Below are 24,170 nucleotides of genomic sequence, written 5' to 3' on the forward strand. Positions count from 1 at the left end.
GGCTACCTGGCTCAGGCAGCAGCTACTTTCAAAATCAGCTTGCCATTGTTTTCACCAGTGAACAGTTTTTGGAAAGTCTCAGGGAAATTTTCCAGGCCTTCGACGATATCTTCGCGGCTTTTCAATTTGCCAGACATGATCCAGCCACCCATGACCATGGCGGCTTCCATGGCACGTGGGTAAAAGTCGGATACCATCACGCCTTTCATTGTCGCGCGCTTCACCATCAGGTTCAGGTAATTTGATGGGCCTTTGATTGGCGTAGTATTGTTGTATTGGGATATCGCACCGCAAATCACAACGCGGGCACCAAATGCCAGTTGCGCCAGGGCTGCATCAAGGATGTCACCGCCGACATTATCGAAATACACATCTATGCCTTTAGGGCAATGCTGTTTCAGTGCTGCACTGACATCTTCACTTTTATAATCTATTGCTGCATCAAAGCCCAGTTCTTCTGTCAGGTAGCGGACTTTGTCTGCGCCACCGGCGATACCAACAACACGCGCACCCTTGATCTTGGCGATCTGGCCAACGATGGTGCCAACAGCACCTGCTGCGCCGGAGATGACAACGGTATCACCTTCCTTGGGTTGGCCGACTTCGAGCAAACCAAAGTAGGCAGTCATGCCTGGCATGCCCAGGGTACTCAGATACAGTGGCAGCGGGGCCAGTTTGGGGTCAACCTTGCTGATGCCATTGCCGTCAGAGTAAGCATACTCTTGCATGCCCAGTATGCCGCTGACATGGTCGCCGACTGCAAATTTAGGATTATTTGATTCAACTACCTTGCCAACAGCCAGGGCGCGCATGACTTCACCAATCGCAACTGGTGGCATATAGGAATTTTTGCTCTCATTCATCCAGCCGCGCATGGCAGGGTCGAGCGAGATATACAGGTTCTTGATCAGCACTTCGCCTGCTTGCAAGTCACGCAATTGCTCCGTGACATGATTGAAATCGCTGGCTTTAACGCTGCCTTGTGGACGGGCTGCGAGTTTGAATTGAGAATTGATGGCGTTCATGTTTTTTCCTTGTCGAGTGGTAAGGTAGCGAAGCGCTGACCATGAAGAGCAGTATAGACAGGATATTGTTGCCTGATAAGGCAGGGATATTGCATAATATTGTTGCTTAAAGTGAGACAATGAAAGAGGGGTACTCATGCTGAATCCACAACATCTGGCAGTCTTTGCCACCATCATCCGCGCTGGCAGCATCAGCAAGGCTGCCACCCAGCTTGGTTGCGGCAAGTCCTTGTTGTCGCGGCAATTAGCAAAACTGGAAGATGATTTGGGAGCACGCCTGATACAGCGTTCCACGCGCAAACTGACCTTGACCGAAATTGGTGAGCAAGTCTTGCATGAAGCCCAGCGCATCGATACTGCGTTGGCCAACATAGAACAAATGGCAGGCCAGCACCAGCAAGAAGTGAAAGGGCGCTTGCGTGTAACCTGCCCGATGCCCGCTGTAGCCAGGCTGGTACCGGTTATGACTGAATTTTGCAGGCGTTATCCGCAAATCGATTTTGCCCTGCAAGTAGAAGACAAACTGGTGGATCTGATCGCCGGGCAAATCGACGTTGCCATCCGGGTCGCGCATCTGGATGATTCCAACCTGATTGCACGCAAGCTGGTGGATAGTCAGCGCATACTTTGCGCTGCACCAGCCTATCTGGCAAACGCAGGCCATCTTGTTGTGGCTGAAGACCTGGCACAACATGCCTGTCTGCTGTATATCAATGCAGCAGGCAGGGCCAATGACGAATGGACCTTGCTTGATGAGCACGGTGAGATCAAGAAGGTCAGAGTGAGCAGCCACTTCCAATCAAATAATGGTCTTGCGCTGGTTGCTGCCGCCTGTTCGGGGGCTGGTATTTTGTTGATAGACAGGCTGATCGTCAGCAAGCACTTGCAAAGCGGGGAACTGGTGGCGGTGCTGGACAACTATCAATTGCCCAGTGGTTCACCTGTGTATGCAGTGTATCCAGCGCGTGACTGGCTGGCGTTGAAGACGGCCACTTTCGTGGCCTTTTTGCAGGAGCGATTATTTACCGGCGTCTGATGCCGCCATTGACTGGCTTTTACCAATATTCTGATCAAGGAATTTTTCTACACGGCCCCAAAAATCGATATTGTTTTTGAGCAGATTAAAGCCGTGGCCTTCTTCCGCGTATTCTACCCATTCGACGTTGGCATTTTTTTCTTTAACGGCCTTGTAGAATTTGGTGCCGTGATCTATAGGTACCCGGTGGTCACGCTTGCCATAAGCCATCAGTAAAGGGCGGGTCAGCTTGTCGGCATTTTGCAAAGGCGAAGTGGCTTTTAGTTGGGCAGCATCCTTGACCTGGTCACCGATCAGCACAGGCATGCCGTACCATTTCCACTCATCTGAAAAATCACTCCAGTGGATGTCGTACATGAGGTTGATATCTGTCACGCCTACCCATTCTATGCCGCAACGGAAGATATCCGGGTCTTTGATCAGGCCCATCAGAGTGGCATAACCACCGTAACTGGCACCGGCAATGCAAATACGTTTAGGGTCTGCATAGCCTTTGGCAACTGCCCATTTGGCAGCATCAGCGATATCATCCTGCATCGCAAGACCCCATTGTTTGATGCCAGCGCGGAAATGTTTGCTACCATAACCTGTGCTGCCACGATAATCCGGCTCTATGACAACATAGCCACGAGAGGCGAGGAATTGCGCTTGTGGATTCCAGCTCCAATGGTTGCCGCGCACATAGGGGCCACCATGTACCAAAACCACGGCCGGCAGGTTTTTGCCGTTGCTGTTTTTGGGCAGGGTCAGATTAACCGGTATCTGCATGCCGTCGCGAGCCGCGTAGTTCAACATTTCTTTTTCGGCCATTTGTTCCGGCTTAATCTCAGGCTTGCTGACGCCCAGGCGTGTTAATTTCCCAGTATTGAAATCAAACAATTGCCATGCACCGGGGGCGACATCCGAATAAGAATAGATCAGAGCGATATTGGTTTTCAGGTCTGAAGGGAAATGCAAGGAATTATAGGTATCTGGCAAAAGCGCATCGATCTGCTTTTGTTTTTCAGCGATGGTTTCATCAAACCAGATGGTCGCAGGTCTGCTCATTTCATAGCGCAGGCCGAGTACTTTCTTTTGCGGGCCGTTATATATCAGTTGCCCATCAAAGTCGTAGCCTTTCAAAGAAATCACTGGCTCAGGGTCCAATTGATTTTTTTCCAGATCAAAGCGGTACAGTGAACTGAAGTCTTTGCCGTTGCTTGCACGTACATATAAATCACCCTCGGGACTAAAAAATACGGGAGTAATCCTGTCATTTGATGTCCAGTCTGACGTGGCCAGCTTACGCCAGGTATCAGTTTTGGGGTCTTTATAATAAATGATCGCTTTTTCGTCTTCGGTCGTTACTGCAATACGCGGTACACCTGCCTTGTCTATCAGCCATCTGCCGACCTTGCCAGGACGGGTAACCAGTTCAGTATTACCAGTCAAGGTATTCAAGCGATACAGATCATGTACATTGGAACCTGCTTCTACAGCCTGTGTGACATAGACATCTGGTGAGCCAGAACCATGTGCAATATCTAGATAGTGAGTGTACCAGGGTAACTCATTGCCTATGAGCTTGGTACGGGCACCGGTAAACTGATGCGTGACCAGACGCAGACGCTTGCTACGGTCCTTATTGACTGCATACAGACCGTGACCAAAAAAACGTTGTGTTTCCTTGTATTGCAGGTCGGTCAAGTCATACACCAGACGATCATTATTGATCCAGTGGAAGGACCGTACATCCTTGTCTTCATAATTGGCGATAATTTCCGGACGTAGTTGACCTACTTCCAGCACTGCCAGCACCATACGGTCGTTGGCACCCTTCATGATCATGGCGATGTTTTTACCATCCGGTGACAGGCGGGCATCACGGAACTGGGATTCTCTGAAAAAACTGGCAATCGGAATGGGCTCAGCCGCCGCATGCGAAACCGGGGTGTGAAGCAAAAACATGCTGCTGAAAACACCGAGGGCGATTTTGCAGGCGAGAGGCTTGTAAAAGTTGTGCATGCGCGCTTTCATTGCTGGAATGGAATCGTGCATTATATACAGATTAAAAAATGTTAAACATGCTTTAGAGGCAATATTCTTGTCGTAAAAAATGGCCTGTACTGCTCTCACAATACAGGCCAATTCTTTTGCGTTGATGGCTAAACTTAGTCCTGGTTTTTGACTTGTTGTATCACTACACGCAGCATGCTGATCAATTGATCAATCTCTTCTTTTGTCACATTCAATGCCGGCATGAAGCGCAGCAGGTCAGGGCGAGGTGAATTGATCAGCAAACCTACTGGTTCCATGTCACGGGCAACTTCTACCAGCTTGCCACCGATGTTTTCACCCAGTTTCAAGGCACGCAGCAAACCAAAGCCACGCTCGCCTTGCATGCCGAATTCTTCAGACAGTTTTTCCAGTTGCTGGCTCAGGTACTCGCCTTTTTCCTTGACCGAAGTCAGGAAGCCAGGCTTGTTCAATTCATTGAATACGGCCTTGCCCACCGCTGCCATCAAAGGTGCGCCGTTATAAGTGCCTCCCTGGTCGCCAGGGACGAAACAGGCCACTTCTTCACGACACAGCAGGGCACCCAGTGGCACACCGCCACCTATGCCTTTTGCCAGGGTCATGATGTCTGGTTCTATGTTGGACAATTGATAGCCAAACAATTCACCAGTACGGCCCATGCCGGTCTGAACTTCATCAACGATGAGCAGCAGGCCATGCTTCTTTGTCAACTCACGCAGGGCTTGCATGAACTCAGGGCTAGCGGGGATCACGCCGCCCTCGCCTTGTACTGGTTCCAGCATGACACCAACAGTTTTGTCAGTGATCAGTTTTTCTACTGAAGTGATATCGTTCAAGTCTGCCTTGGGGAAGCCGCTGACTTGCGGGGCAAAAATCGTGTCCCAGCCTGGTTTGCCAGATGCAGACATCATCGCCAGGGTACGGCCATGGAAGCCATGGTCAAAAGTAATAATTTCAAACGCGCCATTCTTGTTCAACTGGCCCCACTTGCGCGCCAGTTTGACAGCGCCTTCATTGGCTTCGGCACCACTATTCGTAAAAAACACGCGGTCAAAGCAAGAGTTTTTGGTCAGCAAATCAGCAAACTCCACCATAGGGGCGTTATAGAAAGCCGGGGAGGGGTTCAGCAATTTCTTGGATTGCGTTACCAGCGCATCATGAATCACGTCAGGGCAATGACCGAGGCAATTGACGGCCCAGCCTTGCAGATAATCCAGATATCGCTTGCCCTTGTGATCAGTCAAATACATGCCCTTGCCTTCGACGAACACGAGTTCGGGGCGTGGGGTGATGTACATCAGGGAATTTACGTTGTACTGACTGAATTCCATTTCAAGACTCCTAAGGTCGTTACAGTGGGTGGGGTAGACAAAAATTCAAGGTAAAAAAAAGCCACAGGGCGGAACCTGTGGCTGGATATTCGTGGTGCAGCTTTTTACGCGCACGCTCACTCCTACATCGGCCCAGGCTCGCTAAGCGAGTTGCGACGTCGTGCAATATTCGGTGAGGACATGTCAGTAAAAATTTTCATAAAACGGATAGTAGGACTTTTTGCGCACTGCGTCAAAATAAATTTTCGGGCGCACCCAAAAAGCCTGTTTGCATCAATTCGCCAGATCAGCCTCGGAAGTAAATGAATCAGCATAGAACTCGTCCACAGGCAACTGGCACTGAGCAGTAAAGTCACGTTTGGCTGAATCGACCACGACAGGTGCGCCGCAAGCGTAGACTTGATGGCCTGACAAGTCTGCATGATCGGCTATGACGGCCTGATGTACAAAGCCACTACGGCCTGCCCACTCGTCTTCAGGCAAGGCGTCAGAAACGACAGGGATATAGGTAAAGCCTGATATTTGCTTTTCCCATTCCTTGCACAGACTATGCATATACAGGTCAGCAGGTCGGCGACCACCCCAATACAGGCTGACGGGGCGCTTGGATTCTATGAAGATCAAGTGTTCCACCAGCGCCTTAATAGGGGCGAAGCCAGTGCCGGAAGCCAGCAGGATAATTGGTTTTTCACTATCTTCGCGTAGGAAAAAAGTACCTTGCGGGCCTTCAAAGCGCAGGATGTCACGTTCTTTCAGGGTAGAAAACACCTGATCAGTGAACAGGCCACCTTGCATATGGCGCACATGCAAGGTGATCTGCTCATCCAGGTGCGGTGCATTCGCCATGCTATAGCTGCGGCGTTTGCCATCCCTGAGCATAAATTCTATATATTGGCCGGCGCGGTATTGCAGGCGCTCATTGGCAGGTAATTGCAAGGCGATGAGCATGACATCGTGTGACAATTTTTCCAGTTTTGCAATGCGGCTAGGCATTTTCTTGACCGGATAGTCACCGTCAGCGACGATTTCACGTGCTTCTATGACCAGGTCAGATTGCGGTTTAGCGCAGCAGAACAAGGACATGCCCAGGGCTTCTTCAGCCTCAGGCAGGGCACGTTGCTGGTGCGGGCCATGTTGTACAGTGCCGCTTGCTATCTTGCCCTTGCAAGAGCCGCAGGCACCATTTTTACAGCCATATGGCAATATGACGCCTGCGCGCAGAGCTGCCGACAATACGGTCTCATCTTCTTCACAGCTAAATTGACGGCCACTAGGGGTGACGCTTACTTGAAAAGTCATACAATCCTGAACATGAAAAAACAGTTTAAACAAATTGGCAAGCCACGCTTGCTTATCATAGGTTGCGGCGACGTAGGCATGCGCCTGCTGCCCCTGTTGAGTCAGCATTTCCGCATCTTTGCCCTGACCAGCCAGACCGGGCGCTGCGCAGAGCTACGTGCCGCCGGTGCCACTCCCTTATTGGGAAACCTGGACCAGCCTGATACCCTGGCCCGTCTCAAAGGTCTGGCAGACAGGGTTGTTCATCTGGCACCACCACCCTCAGAAGGCAAGACCGACAGGCGCACACAAAATTTGACCGCCATTTTACCTGACAAGAGCCGCCTTGTTTATGTCAGTACGACAGGTGTGTATGGTGACTGTGCCGGTGCATCCTTTGACGAGACCAGAACGGTAAGCCCACAAAACGCCCGCGCCCAGCGCCGCGTGGCTGCAGAAAACTGCCTGCGCACCTGGGCCAGGCGCAGCCATTCTTGTTTATCCATCTTGAGAGTACCAGGTATTTATGCGGCTGACCGCCTGCCGCTGGAACGTCTGCACAAAGCCACGCCCGCGCTGATAGAGGTTGATGATGTGTACACCAATCACATTCATGCAGATGATCTGGCACGATTGATCAGGCTGGCATTGTTCAGAGGCTTTCCTAACCGGGTATACCATGCTGTCGATGATAGCGACATGAAGATGGCCACCTATTTCGATCTGGTCGCCGATGCCTTTGCACTACCGAAGCCACCGCGTTTGCCACGTACTGAACTGGAGCAGCAGGTCAGCCCGGTACTATTGTCGTTCATGTCAGAATCACGGCGCATGCAAAACCAGCGTATCAAGCTGGAACTGGGGGCGCGTCTGCGTTATGCCTCGGTGGTTGACGGTGTGGCAGCGGCAGTCGCTGCAGTAACAAGTGGCAAAATGATATAGAAGCAGGAGCCCAGGTTTTCTGTACTGCTGAAGCCGATTTGCCCGCCCATTTTTTCTATCATGGTTTTGCTCAGGCTGAGGCCCAGGCCTGTACCGGCATATTTGCGGGCGGCCTTGGCATCTTCCTGGGTAAATTTCTGGAAGATGCTGCTCTTGAATTCTTCTGAAATACCTATGCCATAGTCCTGTACTTCTATGCGTACCTGATCCTGGCCGGTCGTGACGCGCACGTCGATCTGCCCGTGTGGCTGCGAGAACTTGATGGCATTCGACAGCAGATTGGACAAAACTTGCACGAAGCGCTGTGAATCCACGCGTACATGCACAGCTTGATCTACCGGTGTTTCATACTGTATGCCTATATCAAAACTTTGCGCATATCCCTGATTTGACTGCAAGGTACTGTCTATCAAATCCGCCAGGGGCAGTGTCTCGAAATGGAATTGCATGCTGCCATATTCCAACTTTTCAAAGTCCAGCAAATCATTGATGAGCGTCGTCAGTCGCTTGGCATTGTCATTTGCCATCATCAGCATGGCTTGTGCTTTTTCAGGGATGTCACCGGCGACACCACCAACCAAGAGGCCCAGCACACCACGGATAGAAGTCAGCGGTGTGCGCAATTCATGCGAGACGGCAGAAACAAATTCAGTCTTGAGTTTCTCTACCCGTTTTTTCTCGGACAGATCATGCACGATAATGACGTACAAGACCTGCAAGCCCAGGCGCACGCGGGTAATTGCCAATTCCACAGGTACATCATGATCATCTTTTTGCCTGGCCAGTAATTCTCTGCGTTCACTTTTTCCTGCCACTTCAAATTGCTTTTCACGGTTGGTCGTGCGCAAATGTGTTGACAGGAATTGCAGTGATTGCGGATCAGGAAACAGGCTGAACATGTTTTTGCCACGCAGACTGCCATGAGCATATTTCAACAAAACTTCAGCAGAGCGATTGGCTGATTCTATGATGCCGTTTTCATTCGTCGTCAAGATCCCTTCCGCTGCATTATCGAGTACGGTGCGCAGGCGCTCTTCACTGTCATGCAATTCTGCAGTTCTTTGCGCGACCAGACTCTCTACGCCAAAGGTATGCGCCGTTGCCACCAGGAGATAGGCACCCAGCAGGCCAGTGAACAGCAGACCACCTATCATGGTGATCCAGGTGATCCATGCAACATGGGTGCGCCAATATTCTGATGAAGGTTGCGCCTGTAAGGCAAATTGCCGGCCACCAAAATTGATGGTGGACTGGAACAGATAACCCTGATTCAGTCCGCTGATTTCATCGATGAATATTCCTCTTTTTCCAGGGTAGGAGAGATCATAAAATTTGATGCGTACACTACGCATGTCTTCATTGGAGAGAATTTCCCTGACCACGTCAGCCATGCGTATCATGCTGACTGCTGCCCCTGAAAAAGCAATTTTCCTTTGTTCCATGGTCGCTTGCGGTTTGCCATTTTCATAGACAGGCGCAAACAGCAGCACGTGCAATTGCTCTCTGCCATCAGTCTCATTGAAAATCAAGGGATCGGTTACTGTCAGGTGGCCGCTGTCACGCGCATCCTCTATCGCGATCCTGCGTGCCGTGGTTGACCCCATGTCATAACCAAACATCTGGTGATTATCGAAAAAAGGCTCTATATACCGGACGGGATAATATTCATCCCTGACACTGACTTCAACGAGTTGCTGAAATTCATTCATCTCCTGTATCTGGTAATTGGCAAAACCTTCGCGCAGCACGGTCACTTCAAAGCTTTCACGCTGTTGCAGATCTACCCTGGGTACCCAGGAAAGGAAGGAAATGGCTTTCTGACTTTGCAGGTTATGACTGACAAAGGTGGCAAAATCATTGCGGCCGACTTGTATGGAACTTGCATACAGGCGCTCGATATTGCGCATGATGTCGGCATGCGTATCAAGCTTGTTTTGCAGATTCTGGCCTATGCGTTCAGCTTTCAGGCGGAATTCAAGCTGCTGTTTTTGTTCTTCCCGGTAACGGGTAAAGGCAAATGCGGTAATCACCAGCATCAGGCATATCAGCAGTGGCACCATGACGCTCCAGCGCCTGGCATACCAGATTTCACGTGGCTTGCCATAAATAACCATGATGATGGGGGCAATCGTCAGCACACCAAAGGTATCGCCTATCCACCAGCCTATCCAGTTGTTGAAAAAATCCTGCCAGGGAATCACCCCCAAAGCCACCAGCGCCGTGACACTGATACTGGCATTGACCAGGCAGGCAATGACGCCGCCATAGATAAAAAACTGGAAAATCGCCTTGTCTGTATCCAGCGCCAGATTGTCCTGTAATTTTTTCAGGATCAGTTTGCTGCCAGTGAAGGCCTGCAAGGTGGCACCCGCAGCAACGATGGTTGATGCAATCAATGAATTGGTATTGATACTGCCAAAGATACTCTGGTTAATGAGTAAATTGGCAATGAATGCACCGACTGCCACGCCAGGCAAGAGACGGTAGCCACCAGTGAGAACCATGCCCAGTGCAACACCTGCAGAAGGGTAGATGGCGATGGAATAACCAGGTGGGATGGCAAGTAACAGGGAAAGGCGTCCAAGTGCCGCATACAGTATGGCAAGCACCAGCATTTGCCATAGTAGTTGTCGCGTATCACTTTGCGGTGTTGAACGCATCCCCGCCTTCCCTGAAGACTATGCTAGATCAGTGATGAAGTGACTTTCAAGACCTCATCTGCCGTGGTAACACCTTCGATGATCTTATATGCGCCTGCAATGCGCAAGGGTTTCATGTCATCCTTGATGCTTTGTGAACGCAGGGCGTGGATATCGGCACTTTCAGTGATCAATTTGCTGAAGGGCAGAGTGACCGTCAGCAATTCGTATAAACCGGTACGTCCCATGAAACCAGTCTGGCGGCACTCGGGGCAACCGACAGGTTTATAAATTTTCTCCGGTTTGCTGATACCCCAGCCTTCGGTCAGGGTATCCCAGACGGCATCCTGCAACTCACCTTCAGGCGACTTGCAATGGATGCACAGGGTTCTGACCAGGCGCTGGGCCAGGATGCCAATGATAGTTGCTTCCAGTAAATAATAAGGAACGCCCAGTTCCAGCAGACGCATGATGGCTGAAGGTGCGTCATTGGTATGCAGAGTGGACAAGACCAAATGGCCCGTCAGTGCGGCCTGTATGGCCATTTCGGCGGTTGGCAAGTCACGTATCTCACCCACCATGATAATGTCAGGATCCTGACGCATGAGGGCGCGTATACCATCGGCAAAGCTCAGGTCGATGGACGACTGTACCTGCATCTGGTTGAACGAGCCTTCTACCATCTCGATAGGGTCTTCGACGGTGCAGACATTCACGTCCGGTGTGGCGAGAGCCTTCAAAGTGGTGTACAGGGTGGTGGTTTTACCGGAACCGGTAGGTCCTGTCACCAGGATAATACCGTGTGGCTTACTGGTCAGATGATCCCAGCGCTTGGCGTCATTCAGTGGGAAACCCAGTTCCGGCAGGGTTTTGACGACGACTTCAGGATCAAAAATACGCATGACCATTTTTTCGCCAAACACCGTGGGCAGGGTGGACAGACGTAATTCGACTTCCTGGCCTTCACTGGTACGGGTTTTGATACGACCGTCCTGGGGGCGACGTTTTTCGATCACGTCCATGCGGCCCAGCAATTTGATACGGGCTGTCATGGCGATCATGATGGTGGCCGGTACCTGATACACCTGGTGCAAGACACCGTCAATACGGAAGCGGATGACAGAAATATCTCGTTTGGGTTCCAGATGGATATCGGAAGCGCGCTGATCAAAGGCAAATTGCCATAGCCAGTCAACAATATTGACAATATGCTGGTCATTCGCATCAACCTGCTTGTTGGTCTTGCCGATTTCTATGAGTTGTTCAAAGTTTTGGCGTAAATTGGCGTCATTCTTATTCGATTTACGCGCATCCTTGATGGATTTGGCCAAGGAGAAAAACTGGACGATGTATTGTGAAATTTCCAGTGGGTTCGCCAGCACCAGGCGAATTTCCTTGCGGCTGAATTTCAGTATTTCATCTTGCCATTCAGTATTGAATGGTTCAGTCGTTGCGACTACGACAGTGTTGCTTGTTGATTCTACCGGCAGTATGTTGAAGCGGGTTGCGTAGGATGCAGACATGACATCAGATACGCTGGTGAAATCAATCTTCAAGGGATCAATGCGATAGAAAGGCACGTTCACCTTGCCTGCTACCCATTCTGTCAACCAGTCCAGCGTCAGCAAAATATGCGGGGAAATGGCCGAATGCAACCTGGCCTGTGCCACTGCCGTCAAGGGATGCATGCTGGCTGGGCCATTTTTCAACAAGCCCTGGGTCGCGTGGAACTGGGTCTTGGCTTCATCTTTGAGGATGATGCCGTCAGCCATCAACCAGGTGAAAATTTGTTGCAGATTCAGACTGCGGTGTGCGGGTTTATTCATACTGTATGGCCGTTTCCATCAATTTATTTTGGAATTGTTTTGCATCGCAGGCTACTTTGAGCCGGCTTTTAGTCCGTTTACCCAGGATTTTGCTGGCAATTTGGTACTGGCTCTGATCTGTTCAGCTTTCTCGTACAGGTCAGGGAAATTCAATTCAGGTTTGCGCTTGAAGGCAAGTGCAACAACGTTGCCATCATGGACTTCCGGCAGGCATAGCACGGTGTCAAAGGCAAAGCGCATGGCTTTAAGGTTGCGTGCATAGCTGGGGTGGTCACCAAACAGGTTGACTGTCAGTATGCCTTCATCGTTCAGGCAATTTGCGCAGGCTTGATAAAATTCTGCACTGTCGAGTACTGGCCCACGTGCGGTGGCATCGTATAAATCCACCTGCAGAGCATCGAAATGGCCATGATTATTGTCATCATTAACAAAATCCAGTGCATCCATTTCCAGCACTTGCAGGCGATCATCATTGGCTGGCAATTTGAACATGCTTTCGCAAATGGCAATGACTGAGGGATTGAGCTCTACAGCCGTTACTGATGCCTCTTCGAACTGGCGGTAACAGAATTTGGTCAATGCACCGGTCCCTAGTCCCAACTGCGCCAGGTGTTGTGGTGCATCAATGAACAGCATCCAGGCCATCATCTGTTGCGCGTATTCGAGTTCAATGGCATCTGGTTTGCGCAGGCGCATGGCACCTTGTACCCATTCGGTACCAAAATGCAAAAAGCGTACTCCATCCATTTCAGACAGGGTTACTGGAGCAAATTTGGGTTTGCGGTTGGCTTTCTTGGGCGCCGCTGCCGTGGGGCCAGACCGGTGGTTGGCCTCGGCTTCTATGGATTTTCGTTTGATTAGCATCCGCTTATTTTAACCTCCATAGTGTTTATGGAAAGCAAATTTACATCATTCATACAAGTTGTAATAAATTTTGACTGAAAAAGCTGCAAATTTTGCTTTTTCCTGCCATGCCGGACACGGCAGCGATGTCGTGGCGCTATAGCTTAATGTTACTGATGAAATGAATTTCAGGGAGCGGCAGGCCCTAGCTCGGCTTGCCATTCCCTTAGTTTTTCTTCAAAACTGCGCATCGCATAAGCAGGAGAAGATGAAGGAAGTATCGCCGTCAGATAGCCACGCTCCTTGAAGTAAGCCGCCATTTTGCCTGCCGTCTGACCATTGAAACAAAGCTTGCGCAATTGGGGGTGGCTTGCTTGCAAACCACTGAAATCATTCAGCTTGCCTTCACGTATTGCTGAATCCAGGCTGCCTGCGCGTACACAGGAATGAAATACATCCCACAAACCTATACCATGCGCCAGTAAGCCTTGCAGGCGTTGTTCATACTCCAGACTGACCAGGTCTGTGCCCAGAGAGGCAGAAACCAGACGCCAGAACTGGTTTTGCTTGAATGCATAGTATTGCGTTGCATCTAGTGAAGCAACGCCGGGGAAGCTGCCCAGTATCAATGTGTGGGTATCCCCATTCACTACTGGTGGAAAGCCTTGTAGTAAAAGAGATTGGGAAGGCGAGGTCAGGGAAGAAGCTTTCATTCGATTTATATTTGGTCAGGTCTCAATATTATAAGCAGTAGCCTTTGGTGTGCAGTACGGTCTCGCATGCTTCTTTTATCTTGTGATAGAAACCTGTCGTAAGACATTAGCAAGACAATAGTGAGACATTAGTGAGACATTCTGCTGCAAAACTTTGTGACAAAATTCATTATGACTGGCGACCGGCATTGTCTGGTCGTTTTTGCATTCATGAACTATTCTTGAAGTAGGGAAAAATCTTGCAGTACTTGCTATAGTAGAATGAAACAGGAGGTGGAAAATGAAATTGACTTTTAGCACAGTGTTTTTGGCTATTGTAATGACCGCGCAGGTACAAGCAGGTGAAGTGAAGGTCACCTGGCAGGAGCCTGAAAAGTTTACTGATATTCGCCCCGGTAATGAGTCCAAATCAGGGTTCCAGGCTCGCATGATCAAGGAACTTGACCTGATATTTGCAGACCTGGCAAAAAAATTGCCCGACGCTTATCAATGGGATGTGACAGTCACCGATGTTGACCTTGCTGGCGATGTACGTCCATTTTTCCGTAATACTGTCGATGACATACGTGTCATCAAGGATTTATACTGGCCGCGCATGACTTTCAGTTTTGACTTGAAAGACGAAAAAGGTAAAAGCGTTGCCTCAGGTACGGAAAATGTCAAGGATATGAACTTCCTCATGCGCTCGGGTCTGGCCACTGGCAATTCCAGCTTTCGCTATGAAGAACAGATGTTGCGTGACTGGTTTGCCAAACAGCAGCGTGACAAGATTTTCCCTTCGCGCTGAGCTTGTTACATAAAAAAACGGACTCAATATTGAGTCCGTTTTTCATTGCGCAGGGATGAGAGAGCTTATTGACTCATTTGCTTACTTTTACTTACTCAGCAACATCTCATTAAGACGTTTCACAAAAGCGCTAGGGTCGCTGAGATGGCCGCCTTCCGCCAGCAGAGCCTGGTCAAACAAGATGTGTGACCAATCATTGAACTTGGCCTCTTCATATTTGAGTTTCTGTACCAAAGGATGGTCAGGGTTGACTTCCAGGATAGGCTTGGATTCAGGCGCGCTTTGACCCGCAGCCTTCAACATGCGTGCCAGGTTACCAGACAAATCATGTTCATCAGCCACCAGGCAGGCTGGGGAATCAGTCAGACGGAAAGTCACGCGTACATCCTTGGCTTTATCTGCCAGGGCTGTTTTCATTTTCTCGACCAGGTCCTTGAACTCGGTCTGCGTTTCTTCATGTTGTTTCTTTTCTGTTTCATCTTCCAGTTGGCCCAGGTCCAGGCCTCCTTTGGCGACAGACGCCAGTTCCTTGCCTTCAAAGTCGTTCAGGAAGGACAGCATCCATTCATCGACGCGGTCGGTCAGCAGCAGAACTTCAACGCCTTTTTTGCGGAAGATTTCCAGGTGCGGGCTGTTTTTGGCAGTCGCATAGCTTTCTGCCGTGACATAGTAAATCTTGTCCTGACCGTCTTTGGCGCGACTCAGGTAATCTGCCAGCGACACGTTCTGTACATCGCTGTCATTGTGGGTAGAGGCAAAGCGCAATAGCTTGGCGATACGTTCCTTGTTGGCATTGTCTTCACCGACGCCTTCTTTCAACACCTGGCCAAATTCTTTCCAGAATGTGGTGTACTTGTCTTGCTTCTCTTTAGCGTCGTCACCGTCAGCATTTGCCAAATCTTCCAGCATGCCCAGCACGCGCTTGGTCGAGCCCTCGCGGATAGCCTTGATGTCGCGGCTTTCCTGCAGTATTTCGCGCGAGACATTCAAAGGCAGATCGTTGGAGTCAATAACACCTTTGACAAAGCGCAGGTAGACCGGCATCAGTTGTTCTGCATCATCCATGATGAAGACACGTTTGACATACAGCTTGATGCCACCGCGCTTATTGCGGTCCCACATGTCAAATGGCGCGCGTGCCGGGATGTACAGCAATTGCGTGTATTCGCTACGGCCTTCAACACGGTTATGCGTATGTGTCAGCGGCGCTGTGTAATCATGCGAGACATGTTTGTAGAATTCATCGTATTGCTCAGGCGTGATCTCGGACTTGCTGCGCGCCCACAAGGCACTGGCCTGGTTGATGGTTTCCAGTTCATCTTTCAAAACCTGTTCTTTTTTCTCTTCATCCCATTCTTCTTTCTGCATCTTGATAGGCAGGGAGATATGGTCGGAATAAGTACGAATAACGGATTTGAGTTTCCATGCCGACAGGAACTCATCTTCACCTTCGCGCAGGTGCAGGGTGATGCTGGTGCCGCGACCTTCCTTGACGATATCTTCGACGCTGAAGTCGCCCGCACCTTCAGATTCCCAGCGTACAGCCTGGTCTGCTGGCAGACCGGCGCGCCGGGTTTCTACGGTGATGCGGTCGGCAACGATAAAGCCGGAATAAAAACCAACACCAAACTGGCCTATCATGGCCGCGTCTTTTTGCTGGTCGCCAGACAATTTGCCAAAGAATTCCTTGGTGCCGGATTTGGCGATCGTGCCCAGATGTTCAATTGTATCAGCTTTGCTCATGCCTATGCCATTGTCGGCGATAGTGATGGTGCGAGCTTCTTTATCGAAACTGACCTTGATTTGCAGATCAGGATCGTTTTCAAACAGGCTGGCATTGTTGATGGCTTCAAAACGCAGTTTGTCTGATGCATCAGAAGCATTCGAGATCAGTTCGCGCAAAAATATTTCCTTGTTTGAATACAAGGAATGGATCATCAATTGCAAGAGTTGTTTGACTTCGGCCTGAAAGCCCAAGGTTTGCTTTTCTGACATGGTTTCCCTCAAAGATTTTTTAGTGACAATGGCAATAATTGCCTGCTGCTGTTTTTGTAACATTGTTTGCAGCATTGCTTGAGCAGGGAAGGTGAGGCCGCTTTGTTGGATTTCAAGATGATTGTTTAAAAAACATGTAAATAGTGTATTTTTATCACTGGCGTTTAGGGATATTTGTAATTTTTGCAAAAGATCACTAAACTTGGCTATATCAATACACATTCAATACATAATTACCAGTGCGATTTTTGATCGTTCGCGGTAAGGAGTGGCAACAATGTTACTTAATGTAGCAGCTTCGGTAGCGCGTTCGCTCTGTGTTTTTCTTTTTTGCACTCATGTGCCTGCTTTACATGCAGCCAATCTCTATCTGACGGAGGTAGCTCCTTTTGCGTTCGTCAAAGATGCCAAGGGTGGCTACGATGGTATTAATGTGCGTATCGCCAATGAATTAAGCAGGCGTTCAGGGGTCGTTCTGGACCTCGTGGTGGTACCCAGTGCCCGCCATGTAGTGATGTTTCCTGCAGATAAAGAAGCCTATAGCATTTCCCAGGCTGAAAATTTTACAAACCAGGAAGGCAGTTTTTTATCCGAGGTGACGCAGTTCCCTATTGTGGTGGTCGCGCAGCGTGGTGCCGCGCTGAGGAATTATGATGATCTGATTGCCCTGTCCATGGAAAAAGGCATAGGCATGATGCGTCGCTTAAGTTACGGTACTTTTGGTCAGGATGAGCGGGTCAGAAAGGTAGAAATCAATACCCTGGAAAATGGCCTGCGCATGCTGGAGGCCGGGCGTATCTCGGGTATCGTCGGTAGCCAGCCAGCTATTCTGGCTGCGGCAGAAAGAAATGCATCAACACACTTATTGGGGCCTAGCCTGATTATTTCTTATGGTTCTCATGTCATGCGCGTCAGACCAGAATTTGCTTCAAGCCCGACTTCAAAAACCATCAATGCGACTTTGCTGGCGATGAAAAATGACGGCAGCATTGCGCGCATACTTGATGATTTTTTAAAAGACCTCAAGGCGGGTTTGTCGCCGGCAAAATAGCATGCCGACAAAGTTCTCGCTATCCGTGAGATGAGTTCTGCTTTCCCTGTCACCTGATTTCGGGCTTTTGTCACAAGCCAGTTCTGCGATAGTCTTGCCCACTTTACAATCTCCCCGTTATCTAAAAATTTCTGCTTGCCGTATGGCTGGCAGTACTCTCCCGCTTATATTTCCTCTCCATGCCCAAGTCTGTCTCAAGAATTAAATCTGTATCGCCTGACGCGTCACACCAAGCATTCATGAAATCCAGTATGAACTGTGTTGGAGCCTCGCTTTTATTTTTCAGTGCTGCATTGCATGCTGCTGATGTGCCCGCCAAGAGTGGCGAAGTAGTACAAACGGTGGAAGTTGCAGGGCCGGAGGCAACTGCGCAAAGAAAGAACGACACTGCCGCCAAAATCATCATTAATGCTGCTGAGCTATTGCAGTACGGGGACACGCAATTGTCGGCCGTATTAAAGCGCCAGCCAGGTGTATCCGTCGTGGGCAATGAATTACGGATGCGCGGCCTGGGATCTGGTTATACCCAGATTTTATTGAATGGCGACGCAGTAGCGCCTGGGTTTTCCATAGACAGTATTGCACCTGAGTTGATAGAGCGCGTGGAAATCCTGCGTACGACGACGGCAGAGTTCAGCGCGCAGGCGGTGGCAGGTACCGTCAATATCATCCTGAAAAAAGGCGTGAGCAGTGCCAGGAAAGAATTCAAATTCGGCATAGCGCATGGCGAAAATAACTGGAATCCCTCATTGGCTCTGGAGCTTGCTGACAAGAACGCCGGGCTTTCTTATTCTGTCGTCGCTACACTCTCAAAAACTGGCTATGAAAATATACCAAAGGTGACAGAGAGCATTGATGATGCAACAGGAGAACTCAAAGCCCTGCGCATCATGCAGCAAAGGAATATCGCAAACGTCTGGCGCTTCGGACTCAGCCCGCGATTGAACTGGACCATGGAGAATGGTGATACGCTGAGTTGGCAGAGTTTCTTTGACTACTACGGTAATTTGAATTGGGGTAGTGATCACGAAACGACAGTGGTCGGAGGGGCTACGCAATACCCGGATAACAATTACCGCACCTCCATGCATACAGCCATTTTGCGGACAGATCTGAACTGGGCGCACAGGATAGATGCCGATAGCAAGCTGAATGCGAAGCTGGGCCTGAATTATAATCATCGCGAGGTAGATTACAATTTCTTTGGTTATCCTTTACTGCAGGATCAGCCTTTCAATCGCCATGTGGTATCGAATGCTGCCGAAAGCAGTGCCAGTAGCAACGGTAAATACCTGAGTCGCTTTCGCGAAGATCATAGCCTTGCCCTGGGATGGGACGCGACGCTGACGCAGCGTAGTGAAGCCCGTCTGCAATTTGACCGGCGGACAAATACCAATACCATAGACCCGCTGGCAGAGGACTATAAAGCCAATGTGCGCCGCGTTGCCTTGTTTGCGCAAGATGAATGGGATATGACTAACAGGTTGCAAGCTTATCTGGGCTTGCGCTGGGAAGGTTTGAATACCGAAACCACAGGTCGCCTGATGGCAGCAGTGCAGACCAGGTCCAGTGTCTGGAGCCCGGTCATGCAATTACTGTGGAAGTTGCCGGGGCTGGAAAAAGATCAATTGCGCTTTGCCTTGTCACGTACTTATAAGGCACCGACCCCGCGTAGCCTGGTGCCGCGCCGCTACACAGCAAATAATGACAATGGTCCGAATAATCCTGACTTTCAGGGTAACCCGCAACTCCTGCCAGAGCTGGCCTGGGGGGCCGATCTGGCTTATGAATCTTACTTTGCCAAAAACAGCATGTTCAGCCTGTCAGCGTATGCCAAACGTGTGCAGGATGTGACTGTGCAAAACCTGTATGAGAAAAATGGCGTTTGGATTACGACACCCCATAACCACGGCACAGCCAAAGTGATGGGAATAGAGTTTGATGCAAAAATAGCATTGCAGAATTTGCTGGTTGCTGCGCCACCGGTAGAAGTACGCCTGAATGCAGCACGTAATTGGTCAAGGCTGGGTGCCATACCAGGGCCGGACAACCGCCTTACAGACCAGGTCCCCCTGACTGCTAATCTGGGTATGGACTACAAGCGCAGTGAGCAACAATCATTTGGTTTCAATTTTAATTTACAGACTGGTGGTACTGTGCAAGTCACGTCTGGTTTGCGTAGCTTTACTGGCGTCAGCCGTAATCTTGATTTGTATGCTCTGTGGAAGCTGGAAAATAAAGTGCAGTTGAGACTGTCGCTAAATAATCTCTTGCATCAGGATGTGCTGCAGGCTTCACAATTCAGTGACCAGGAGGGACGCAAGTTGCGTAGCTCTGTCACACCTGGTAGCGCGACGATACGTCTGCAGTTTGAAAAGAGTTTATAGATTCATTGGGGGGGGCTGCTCCCCAATGTTTGTCTGGTACCTGTTACTTGGTGCCCACACCCTTGAATTTTTCCGGATCAAAATCGGCTATATCAATTTTGCCGAAATGTTTAGGTGGTGTGTAAGTCTTTTCTTTGGCTTTTTCCGGATCGCTGGTATGGAAGGAAGATTCAGACACTTTCACCAACTGCCATGTATCATCCTTGCGCGAGTAATTGAATTGATATTCATTCGCCCAGCGCCAGGCACTGCCACCGTAGTGGGACACGGTAAAACTTTTCTTGTTGGCCGTCAGGTCGGCAAATGGATCGCCCATCATGCCGCCGCAAGTTGAACATAGAACGATTCTTTCATTGGTCTTGACCAGTTTTAATTTACCGTCGGCCTGGCGTATGGCGATTTGCAGGGGGCGCTGTCCTTGTTCAATATCTTCATCCCCGGCGTTTTTCTTTTGTTTTTCCAGGATGAAGACATAGTCAGTCTTATCATCACCGTTCAGGTCAGCGCTGACAAAGGCCAGCAATTTGGTATTGGCTGCGATGAGGGGCCGCAAATCTGCGGGAATATCTTTGCCTTCTATGTAGGTGCCAGCCTGGCCGAGTCCCGGCACTATCATCATGCTGGCGATGGCTGCGAATTTTTTGGACAGACTGATATTTTGCATTGCAATCCTTTTGAAAGAAAAACAGGGGAAACAATTGTTTCCCCTGAGTAGTCTTAGATGTTGAATAGTATGGTTTATGACAGCTTCTTGATTTGCATGCTTTCGGCCTTGTCTTCTACTTCATAGCCTAATGCATGCAGCTCGCCACGCAAGCGATCTGCCTCGGCCCAGTTCTTGGCCTTGCGCGCAGCCTGACGTTGCTCCGCCAGGGTTTGCACTTCTGCCGGGATGGCCAGCACGGCAGGTTGCCATTGTGCCAGACCCAGGCCAAATACTCTGTCGAACTCTGTCAGCGTGGCTTTTTTGTCGGCGTCAGGCAAATCGGCTTTCAGCATTTCCCACACCAGTGCCAGGGCACGCGGCACGTTCAAGTCTTCATTGATGAAGGTAGTGAATTTCTCGCGGTATTCTGCACTGACATCGCCACCTGCTGGCCATGCATGATAGGTCTCGCGCAGGCGTTGCAAGGCTGTCTGTGCGGACAGCAGGGCTTCAAAGCTGAATTGCATCTGGCTGCGGTAATGCGCAGTCAGGCACAGGTAGCGATATGCCAGCGGATCAATATTCTGATCGAGCAAAGTTTGCAGGCGCAGGAATTCGCCAGTCGATTTGGACATCTTGCCCGAATCGATTTGCAGGAAATAACCATGCATCCAGAAGTTGGCCAGACGGGTGCCATGGCAAGCCTGGTTTTGCGCGATCTCATTGCTATGGTGGATAGCGATATGGTCTTCACCACCGCAATGGATATCAAACCATGGCGTCAGGTATTTGGCTGACATGGCCGAGCATTCTATATGCCAGCCAGGAAAACCACGGCCCCATGGACTGTCCCATTCCATCTGGCGATGTTCATCGGGTGGACTGAATTTCCATAGCGCGAAGTCAGTCGCATGCAGTTTTTCACCGAGTTCAACGCGGCTGCCAGCCTTGATGGCATCGCGCTTGATACGTGCCAGGAAACCATAGTCATCCTGCTTGCTGGTATCAAAATAAATGCCATCACTGGTGCGATAGGTATAGCCATTTTTTTCTATGGCAGCGATAAAATCGATTTGCTCAGCAATATGGTCGGTAGCCTTGCACCAGATGGCGGGTTCCAGGATATGCAGTTTTTGCAAATCATCCTTGAAGGCCGCAGTAAAACGGTCAGCAATCTGCCAGGCTGATTCGCCAGCTTTGCGGCTGCCTTTTTCCATCTTGTCTTCACCATCATCTCCATCGGACACCAGATGGCCGACGTCAGTAATGTTGATGACATGGCGTACGGTATAACCATTCCATTCCAGGGCACGGCGCAGCAGATCCTCAAACAGATATGTGCGCAGGTTGCCGATATGGGCATAGTCATACACGGTAGGTCCGCAGCAGTACAGGCCCACCCAGTCTTTGTTCAGGGGGCTGAAAGGGCGCAGGCGGCGTTCCCAGTTATCGTAGAGAAGTATGTCCATTTGTTGTGAAAATAGCTAAGTGTGAATGTGATCGTTGGTGAAAGCAGGTACTCAGGGCGGGCAGACAGGGGTAAGCCTTCTGCATGCAGTTTTGCAGACTCAACAACAGCTTGAGTTGAAAACTTGTGTTTGCGCGGACGCAGACATGCCAGACACAGACGTTTCGCCTATGCAATCTTTAACATGTTGTTGGTCCAAGTGGGGCATATAATTAAGTCTGACTGGTTCCGTTAGCACAGAATTTAAGAAGTTCAGCGTGAGAATGTAGCATACATATGCACTTTTGATCAAAATTGAACTGTCTCGAATTGTCTGTTCACGAACCAAACAGGCAAAACAAGATGTGGCTGAAAATAAAGCGGTGCAAAAATGCAAACGAATTATAAAGACGTCAGCGAAGAAAACTATCGTTCCCAGTACATCAAACAGGACAGGGCACAAGTTCGCCGTGTCGTGCGCATCATGCTATGGGCATTCCTGCCGCTGGCACTGGTCGATGTGTTATTCCATGAATTTGACATTCCGCTGGCTATCTTGCTGGTTCTGCGTCTTGTGGGTTTCGCCTATTCCCTGTGGTTGATACAGCAATATGGCAGGGAAGAAAATGTGCCAAAACTCGACCGTTATGCCATGCACTGGATAGTCATGGTCTTGCTGATACAGTTCATCAGCAATGCCTGTCTGCCGCGCGATTATCTGGGGCATTACATGGTTGATGCCTGGTTGGTGTTGATGGCGTTCATTTCTTTGCCCCTGGCTTTGAATGTCTTGCGTGTACCTTTATATTTGTTTGTCGCCGCATCCTGTTTACTTTTGCTCTATAAGCAATCAGGTACTTTTTCCCAGGCGGCCAGCGTATTGCTGGTCTTGCCCGCAGTCGCCATCACTGGTCACGCCATTGCAGCCTATGTGCACAGATATAGACGCAAGCTGTTAAGCGCGGAGCAAGAGCTGGAAAGACAGGCGAATATCGACCCTGTTACCGGCGTCGCCAACTGGAAAGAATTCATGCGCATCTCTGATACTGAGCTGCAACGCCACCAGCGTCTGGGCAAGCAATTGTCGATGCTGGTACTTGACCTGGATGACTTCAAACATATCAACGATACACATGGACCACAGGTGGGTGATGTGATCCTGGTTGAAGTCAGCCGCCGGGTGAAACGTGCGATGCGTGCCTATGATTGCATTGCCCGCTTTAGCGGCGAAGAATTTTGCGTGCTCTTGCCAGAAGCATCTGCGGAAGATGCCAATAAAATTGCCGACCGTACCCGCGCCACTGTGATTGCCATGCCTATTTCAGTATCAGGCAAGGAAATGAAAGTCAGTGCTTCTGTACGCACTGCTACCTTGCGTGAAGGGGATACTGCGCTGTCACTTTTGCGCAGGGCGGGCGAGGGTTCAGGCAGGCCTGAGCAAGAAGTGCAGCAAAATGTTAATCTCATGCCTGTGCCAGTGTAGATGGCGGAGCTCAGTAAAGGACTGCTGGGCAATCTACTGAGCAAGATAAGGGTAGAGAAAAATGAGTTTTTATGGCGTAACCGATTTGTGGACTTATGTACTTGGTGCTTTGGGCATCATCTTGTTGCCTGGGCCTAATTCCCTGTATGTATTGGCGGTTGCTACCGCACGTGGTGTGCGTGAGGGTTATAAGGGGGCGGCTGGGATATTTGTCGGCGACAGTATTTTGTTGATGCTGACGGCTCTCGGTGCTGCAGGTATCTTACGGACTTATCCGGCCTTGTTCATGGTGGTCAAATATGCTGGCGCAGCTTACCTGGCCTGGGTAGGTGTCAATCTGATCTGGGCTGCCATACAAAAATGGCGCAACAAGACAGCGACTGTGGCAGAAACGCAAGCGACCGCGATTAATATGCAAAACCCTTTCAAGCGTGCCCTGGTCATCAGCTTGCTCAACCCGAAAGCGATCCTGTTCCTGCTGTCTTTCTTCGTGCAATTCATAGACCCCAACTACCCGACTCCAGCAGTACCTTTTCTGATACTCAGTGCTGTGGTGATGGTATTCAGTACCACGTATCTGTCGGTATTGATCTTCCTTGGTTCCCGTCTGGCGCGCAGCTTTAGCCAGCGCCGCCGTTTGTCTGCCAGTTTGTCGAGTGGTGTGGGCAGCATGTTTGTCTGGTTTGGTGTCAAGCTGGCCAATGCCAGCTTGCATTAATCGATCC

The 24,170-nt window shown here is 49.9% G+C and carries 18 protein-coding genes; 7 read left to right on the forward strand and 11 right to left on the reverse strand.

Annotated elements, in window-relative coordinates:
* Window positions 1–11 precede the first annotated feature (11 nt).
* On the reverse strand, window positions 12–1,025 hold the full coding sequence (locus AC3WQT_RS21045; RefSeq protein ID WP_492706755.1) for an NADP-dependent oxidoreductase: 1,014 nt from the start codon (window positions 1,023–1,025) through the stop codon (window positions 12–14).
* Between the two features lie 136 nt (window positions 1,026–1,161).
* On the opposite strand from AC3WQT_RS21045, the gene AC3WQT_RS21050 reads away from it, so the two are divergent.
* Complete coding sequence (locus tag AC3WQT_RS21050; protein ID WP_492706757.1) at window positions 1,162–2,061, forward strand: LysR family transcriptional regulator; 900 nt, start codon at window positions 1,162–1,164, stop codon at window positions 2,059–2,061.
* On the opposite strand, the gene AC3WQT_RS21055 is transcribed toward AC3WQT_RS21050, so the two are convergent.
* The 3 genes from AC3WQT_RS21055 to AC3WQT_RS21065 all read right to left on the reverse strand — a co-directional run bounded on the left by AC3WQT_RS21055 (window position 2,044) and on the right by AC3WQT_RS21065 (window position 6,707).
* Window positions 2,044–4,065, reverse strand: a complete 2,022-nt coding sequence (locus AC3WQT_RS21055) for an alpha/beta hydrolase family protein (RefSeq protein WP_492706759.1) — start codon at window positions 4,063–4,065, stop codon at window positions 2,044–2,046. The two genes, AC3WQT_RS21050 and AC3WQT_RS21055, sit on opposite strands and share 18 nt — an antisense overlap.
* 146 nt (window positions 4,066–4,211) lie before the next feature.
* Window positions 4,212–5,408 (reverse strand): acetylornithine transaminase, encoded by a 1,197-nt coding sequence (locus AC3WQT_RS21060; protein WP_492706760.1) that lies wholly within the window; start codon window positions 5,406–5,408, stop codon window positions 4,212–4,214.
* A 273-nt stretch (window positions 5,409–5,681) separates the two neighbouring features.
* Window positions 5,682–6,707: a CDP-6-deoxy-delta-3,4-glucoseen reductase gene (locus tag AC3WQT_RS21065; protein ID WP_492706762.1), complete on the reverse strand. Its 1,026-nt coding sequence runs from the start codon at window positions 6,705–6,707 to the stop codon at window positions 5,682–5,684.
* A gap of 12 nt (window positions 6,708–6,719) precedes the next feature.
* Here AC3WQT_RS21065 and AC3WQT_RS21070 point away from each other — a divergent pair, with 12 nt between their 5' ends.
* On the forward strand, window positions 6,720–7,628 hold the full coding sequence (locus tag AC3WQT_RS21070) for an SDR family oxidoreductase (protein WP_492706764.1): 909 nt from the start codon (window positions 6,720–6,722) through the stop codon (window positions 7,626–7,628).
* Here AC3WQT_RS21070 and AC3WQT_RS21075 read toward each other — a convergent pair.
* The 4 genes from AC3WQT_RS21075 to AC3WQT_RS21090 form a co-directional block, all read right to left on the reverse strand.
* Entirely contained in the window at window positions 7,562–10,288 is a 2,727-nt protein-coding gene (locus AC3WQT_RS21075) for a CHASE domain-containing protein (protein ID WP_492706765.1), read from the reverse strand. The two genes, AC3WQT_RS21070 and AC3WQT_RS21075, sit on opposite strands and share 67 nt — an antisense overlap.
* Window positions 10,289–10,311: 23 nt before the next feature.
* The gene (gene tfpB / locus AC3WQT_RS21080) at window positions 10,312–12,093 is read right to left on the reverse strand and encodes a type IV pilus assembly ATPase TfpB (protein WP_492706767.1); all 1,782 of its coding nucleotides are present in this window, start codon (window positions 12,091–12,093) and stop codon (window positions 10,312–10,314) included.
* A 51-nt stretch (window positions 12,094–12,144) separates the two neighbouring features.
* Complete coding sequence (locus tag AC3WQT_RS21085) at window positions 12,145–12,957, reverse strand: spermine/spermidine synthase domain-containing protein (RefSeq protein WP_492706769.1); 813 nt, start codon at window positions 12,955–12,957, stop codon at window positions 12,145–12,147.
* A 167-nt stretch (window positions 12,958–13,124) separates the two neighbouring features.
* Entirely contained in the window at window positions 13,125–13,649 is a 525-nt protein-coding gene (locus AC3WQT_RS21090) for a DNA-deoxyinosine glycosylase (protein WP_492706771.1), read from the reverse strand.
* Window positions 13,650–13,929: 280 nt separating this feature from the next.
* Here AC3WQT_RS21090 and AC3WQT_RS21095 point away from each other — a divergent pair, with 280 nt between their 5' ends.
* On the forward strand, window positions 13,930–14,436 hold the full coding sequence (locus AC3WQT_RS21095) for a DUF3016 domain-containing protein (RefSeq protein WP_492706773.1): 507 nt from the start codon (window positions 13,930–13,932) through the stop codon (window positions 14,434–14,436).
* Window positions 14,437–14,523: 87 nt separating this feature from the next.
* Here the strand turns inward: AC3WQT_RS21095 and htpG are convergent, their stop codons facing one another.
* Window positions 14,524–16,431, reverse strand: a complete 1,908-nt coding sequence (gene htpG / locus AC3WQT_RS21100; RefSeq protein WP_492706774.1) for a molecular chaperone HtpG — start codon at window positions 16,429–16,431, stop codon at window positions 14,524–14,526.
* Between the two features lie 277 nt (window positions 16,432–16,708).
* Between htpG and AC3WQT_RS21105 the strand changes: the two genes are divergently transcribed.
* Entirely contained in the window at window positions 16,709–17,482 is a 774-nt protein-coding gene (locus AC3WQT_RS21105) for a substrate-binding periplasmic protein (RefSeq protein ID WP_492706776.1), read from the forward strand.
* Between the two features lie 251 nt (window positions 17,483–17,733).
* Window positions 17,734–19,869, forward strand: a complete 2,136-nt coding sequence (locus tag AC3WQT_RS21110) for a TonB-dependent receptor plug domain-containing protein (RefSeq protein WP_492706778.1) — start codon at window positions 17,734–17,736, stop codon at window positions 19,867–19,869.
* A gap of 43 nt (window positions 19,870–19,912) precedes the next feature.
* On the opposite strand, the gene AC3WQT_RS21115 is transcribed toward AC3WQT_RS21110, so the two are convergent.
* Together AC3WQT_RS21115 and cysS are read right to left on the reverse strand one after the other, a co-directional pair.
* The gene (locus AC3WQT_RS21115) at window positions 19,913–20,533 is read right to left on the reverse strand and encodes a hypothetical protein (protein ID WP_492706780.1); all 621 of its coding nucleotides are present in this window, start codon (window positions 20,531–20,533) and stop codon (window positions 19,913–19,915) included.
* A 74-nt stretch (window positions 20,534–20,607) separates the two neighbouring features.
* Complete coding sequence (gene cysS / locus AC3WQT_RS21120; RefSeq protein WP_492706782.1) at window positions 20,608–21,984, reverse strand: cysteine--tRNA ligase; 1,377 nt, start codon at window positions 21,982–21,984, stop codon at window positions 20,608–20,610.
* Between the two features lie 369 nt (window positions 21,985–22,353).
* Here cysS and AC3WQT_RS21125 point away from each other — a divergent pair, with 369 nt between their 5' ends.
* Window positions 22,354–23,445 (forward strand): GGDEF domain-containing protein, encoded by a 1,092-nt coding sequence (locus tag AC3WQT_RS21125; protein WP_492706784.1) that lies wholly within the window; start codon window positions 22,354–22,356, stop codon window positions 23,443–23,445.
* Window positions 23,446–23,506: 61 nt separating this feature from the next.
* Window positions 23,507–24,163 (forward strand): leucine efflux protein LeuE, encoded by a 657-nt coding sequence (gene leuE / locus AC3WQT_RS21130; protein WP_492706786.1) that lies wholly within the window; start codon window positions 23,507–23,509, stop codon window positions 24,161–24,163.
* Window positions 24,164–24,170: the final 7 nt, after the last annotated feature.

Source organism: Undibacterium sp. FW305-107 (genome assembly GCF_058788535.1).

Coding starts and splice junctions, on each gene's coding strand:
- tfpB (WP_492706767.1), bottom strand. CDS start 12,093: ATGAATAAACCCGCACACCGCAGTCTGAATCTGCAACAAATTTTCACC.
- AC3WQT_RS21075 (WP_492706765.1), bottom strand. CDS start 10,288: ATGCGTTCAACACCGCAAAGTGATACGCGACAACTACTATGGCAAATG.
- AC3WQT_RS21065 (WP_492706762.1), bottom strand. CDS start 6,707: ATGACTTTTCAAGTAAGCGTCACCCCTAGTGGCCGTCAATTTAGCTGT.
- AC3WQT_RS21115 (WP_492706780.1), bottom strand. CDS start 20,533: ATGCAAAATATCAGTCTGTCCAAAAAATTCGCAGCCATCGCCAGCATG.
- AC3WQT_RS21070 (WP_492706764.1), top strand. CDS start 6,720: ATGAAAAAACAGTTTAAACAAATTGGCAAGCCACGCTTGCTTATCATA.
- AC3WQT_RS21090 (WP_492706771.1), bottom strand. CDS start 13,649: ATGAAAGCTTCTTCCCTGACCTCGCCTTCCCAATCTCTTTTACTACAA.
- AC3WQT_RS21050 (WP_492706757.1), top strand. CDS start 1,162: ATGCTGAATCCACAACATCTGGCAGTCTTTGCCACCATCATCCGCGCT.
- AC3WQT_RS21060 (WP_492706760.1), bottom strand. CDS start 5,408: ATGGAATTCAGTCAGTACAACGTAAATTCCCTGATGTACATCACCCCA.
- AC3WQT_RS21085 (WP_492706769.1), bottom strand. CDS start 12,957: ATGCTAATCAAACGAAAATCCATAGAAGCCGAGGCCAACCACCGGTCT.
- cysS (WP_492706782.1), bottom strand. CDS start 21,984: ATGGACATACTTCTCTACGATAACTGGGAACGCCGCCTGCGCCCTTTC.
- htpG (WP_492706774.1), bottom strand. CDS start 16,431: ATGTCAGAAAAGCAAACCTTGGGCTTTCAGGCCGAAGTCAAACAACTC.
- AC3WQT_RS21095 (WP_492706773.1), top strand. CDS start 13,930: ATGAAATTGACTTTTAGCACAGTGTTTTTGGCTATTGTAATGACCGCG.
- AC3WQT_RS21045 (WP_492706755.1), bottom strand. CDS start 1,025: ATGAACGCCATCAATTCTCAATTCAAACTCGCAGCCCGTCCACAAGGC.
- AC3WQT_RS21125 (WP_492706784.1), top strand. CDS start 22,354: ATGCAAACGAATTATAAAGACGTCAGCGAAGAAAACTATCGTTCCCAG.
- AC3WQT_RS21105 (WP_492706776.1), top strand. CDS start 16,709: ATGTTACTTAATGTAGCAGCTTCGGTAGCGCGTTCGCTCTGTGTTTTT.
- AC3WQT_RS21110 (WP_492706778.1), top strand. CDS start 17,734: ATGAACTGTGTTGGAGCCTCGCTTTTATTTTTCAGTGCTGCATTGCAT.
- AC3WQT_RS21055 (WP_492706759.1), bottom strand. CDS start 4,065: ATGCACAACTTTTACAAGCCTCTCGCCTGCAAAATCGCCCTCGGTGTT.
- leuE (WP_492706786.1), top strand. CDS start 23,507: ATGAGTTTTTATGGCGTAACCGATTTGTGGACTTATGTACTTGGTGCT.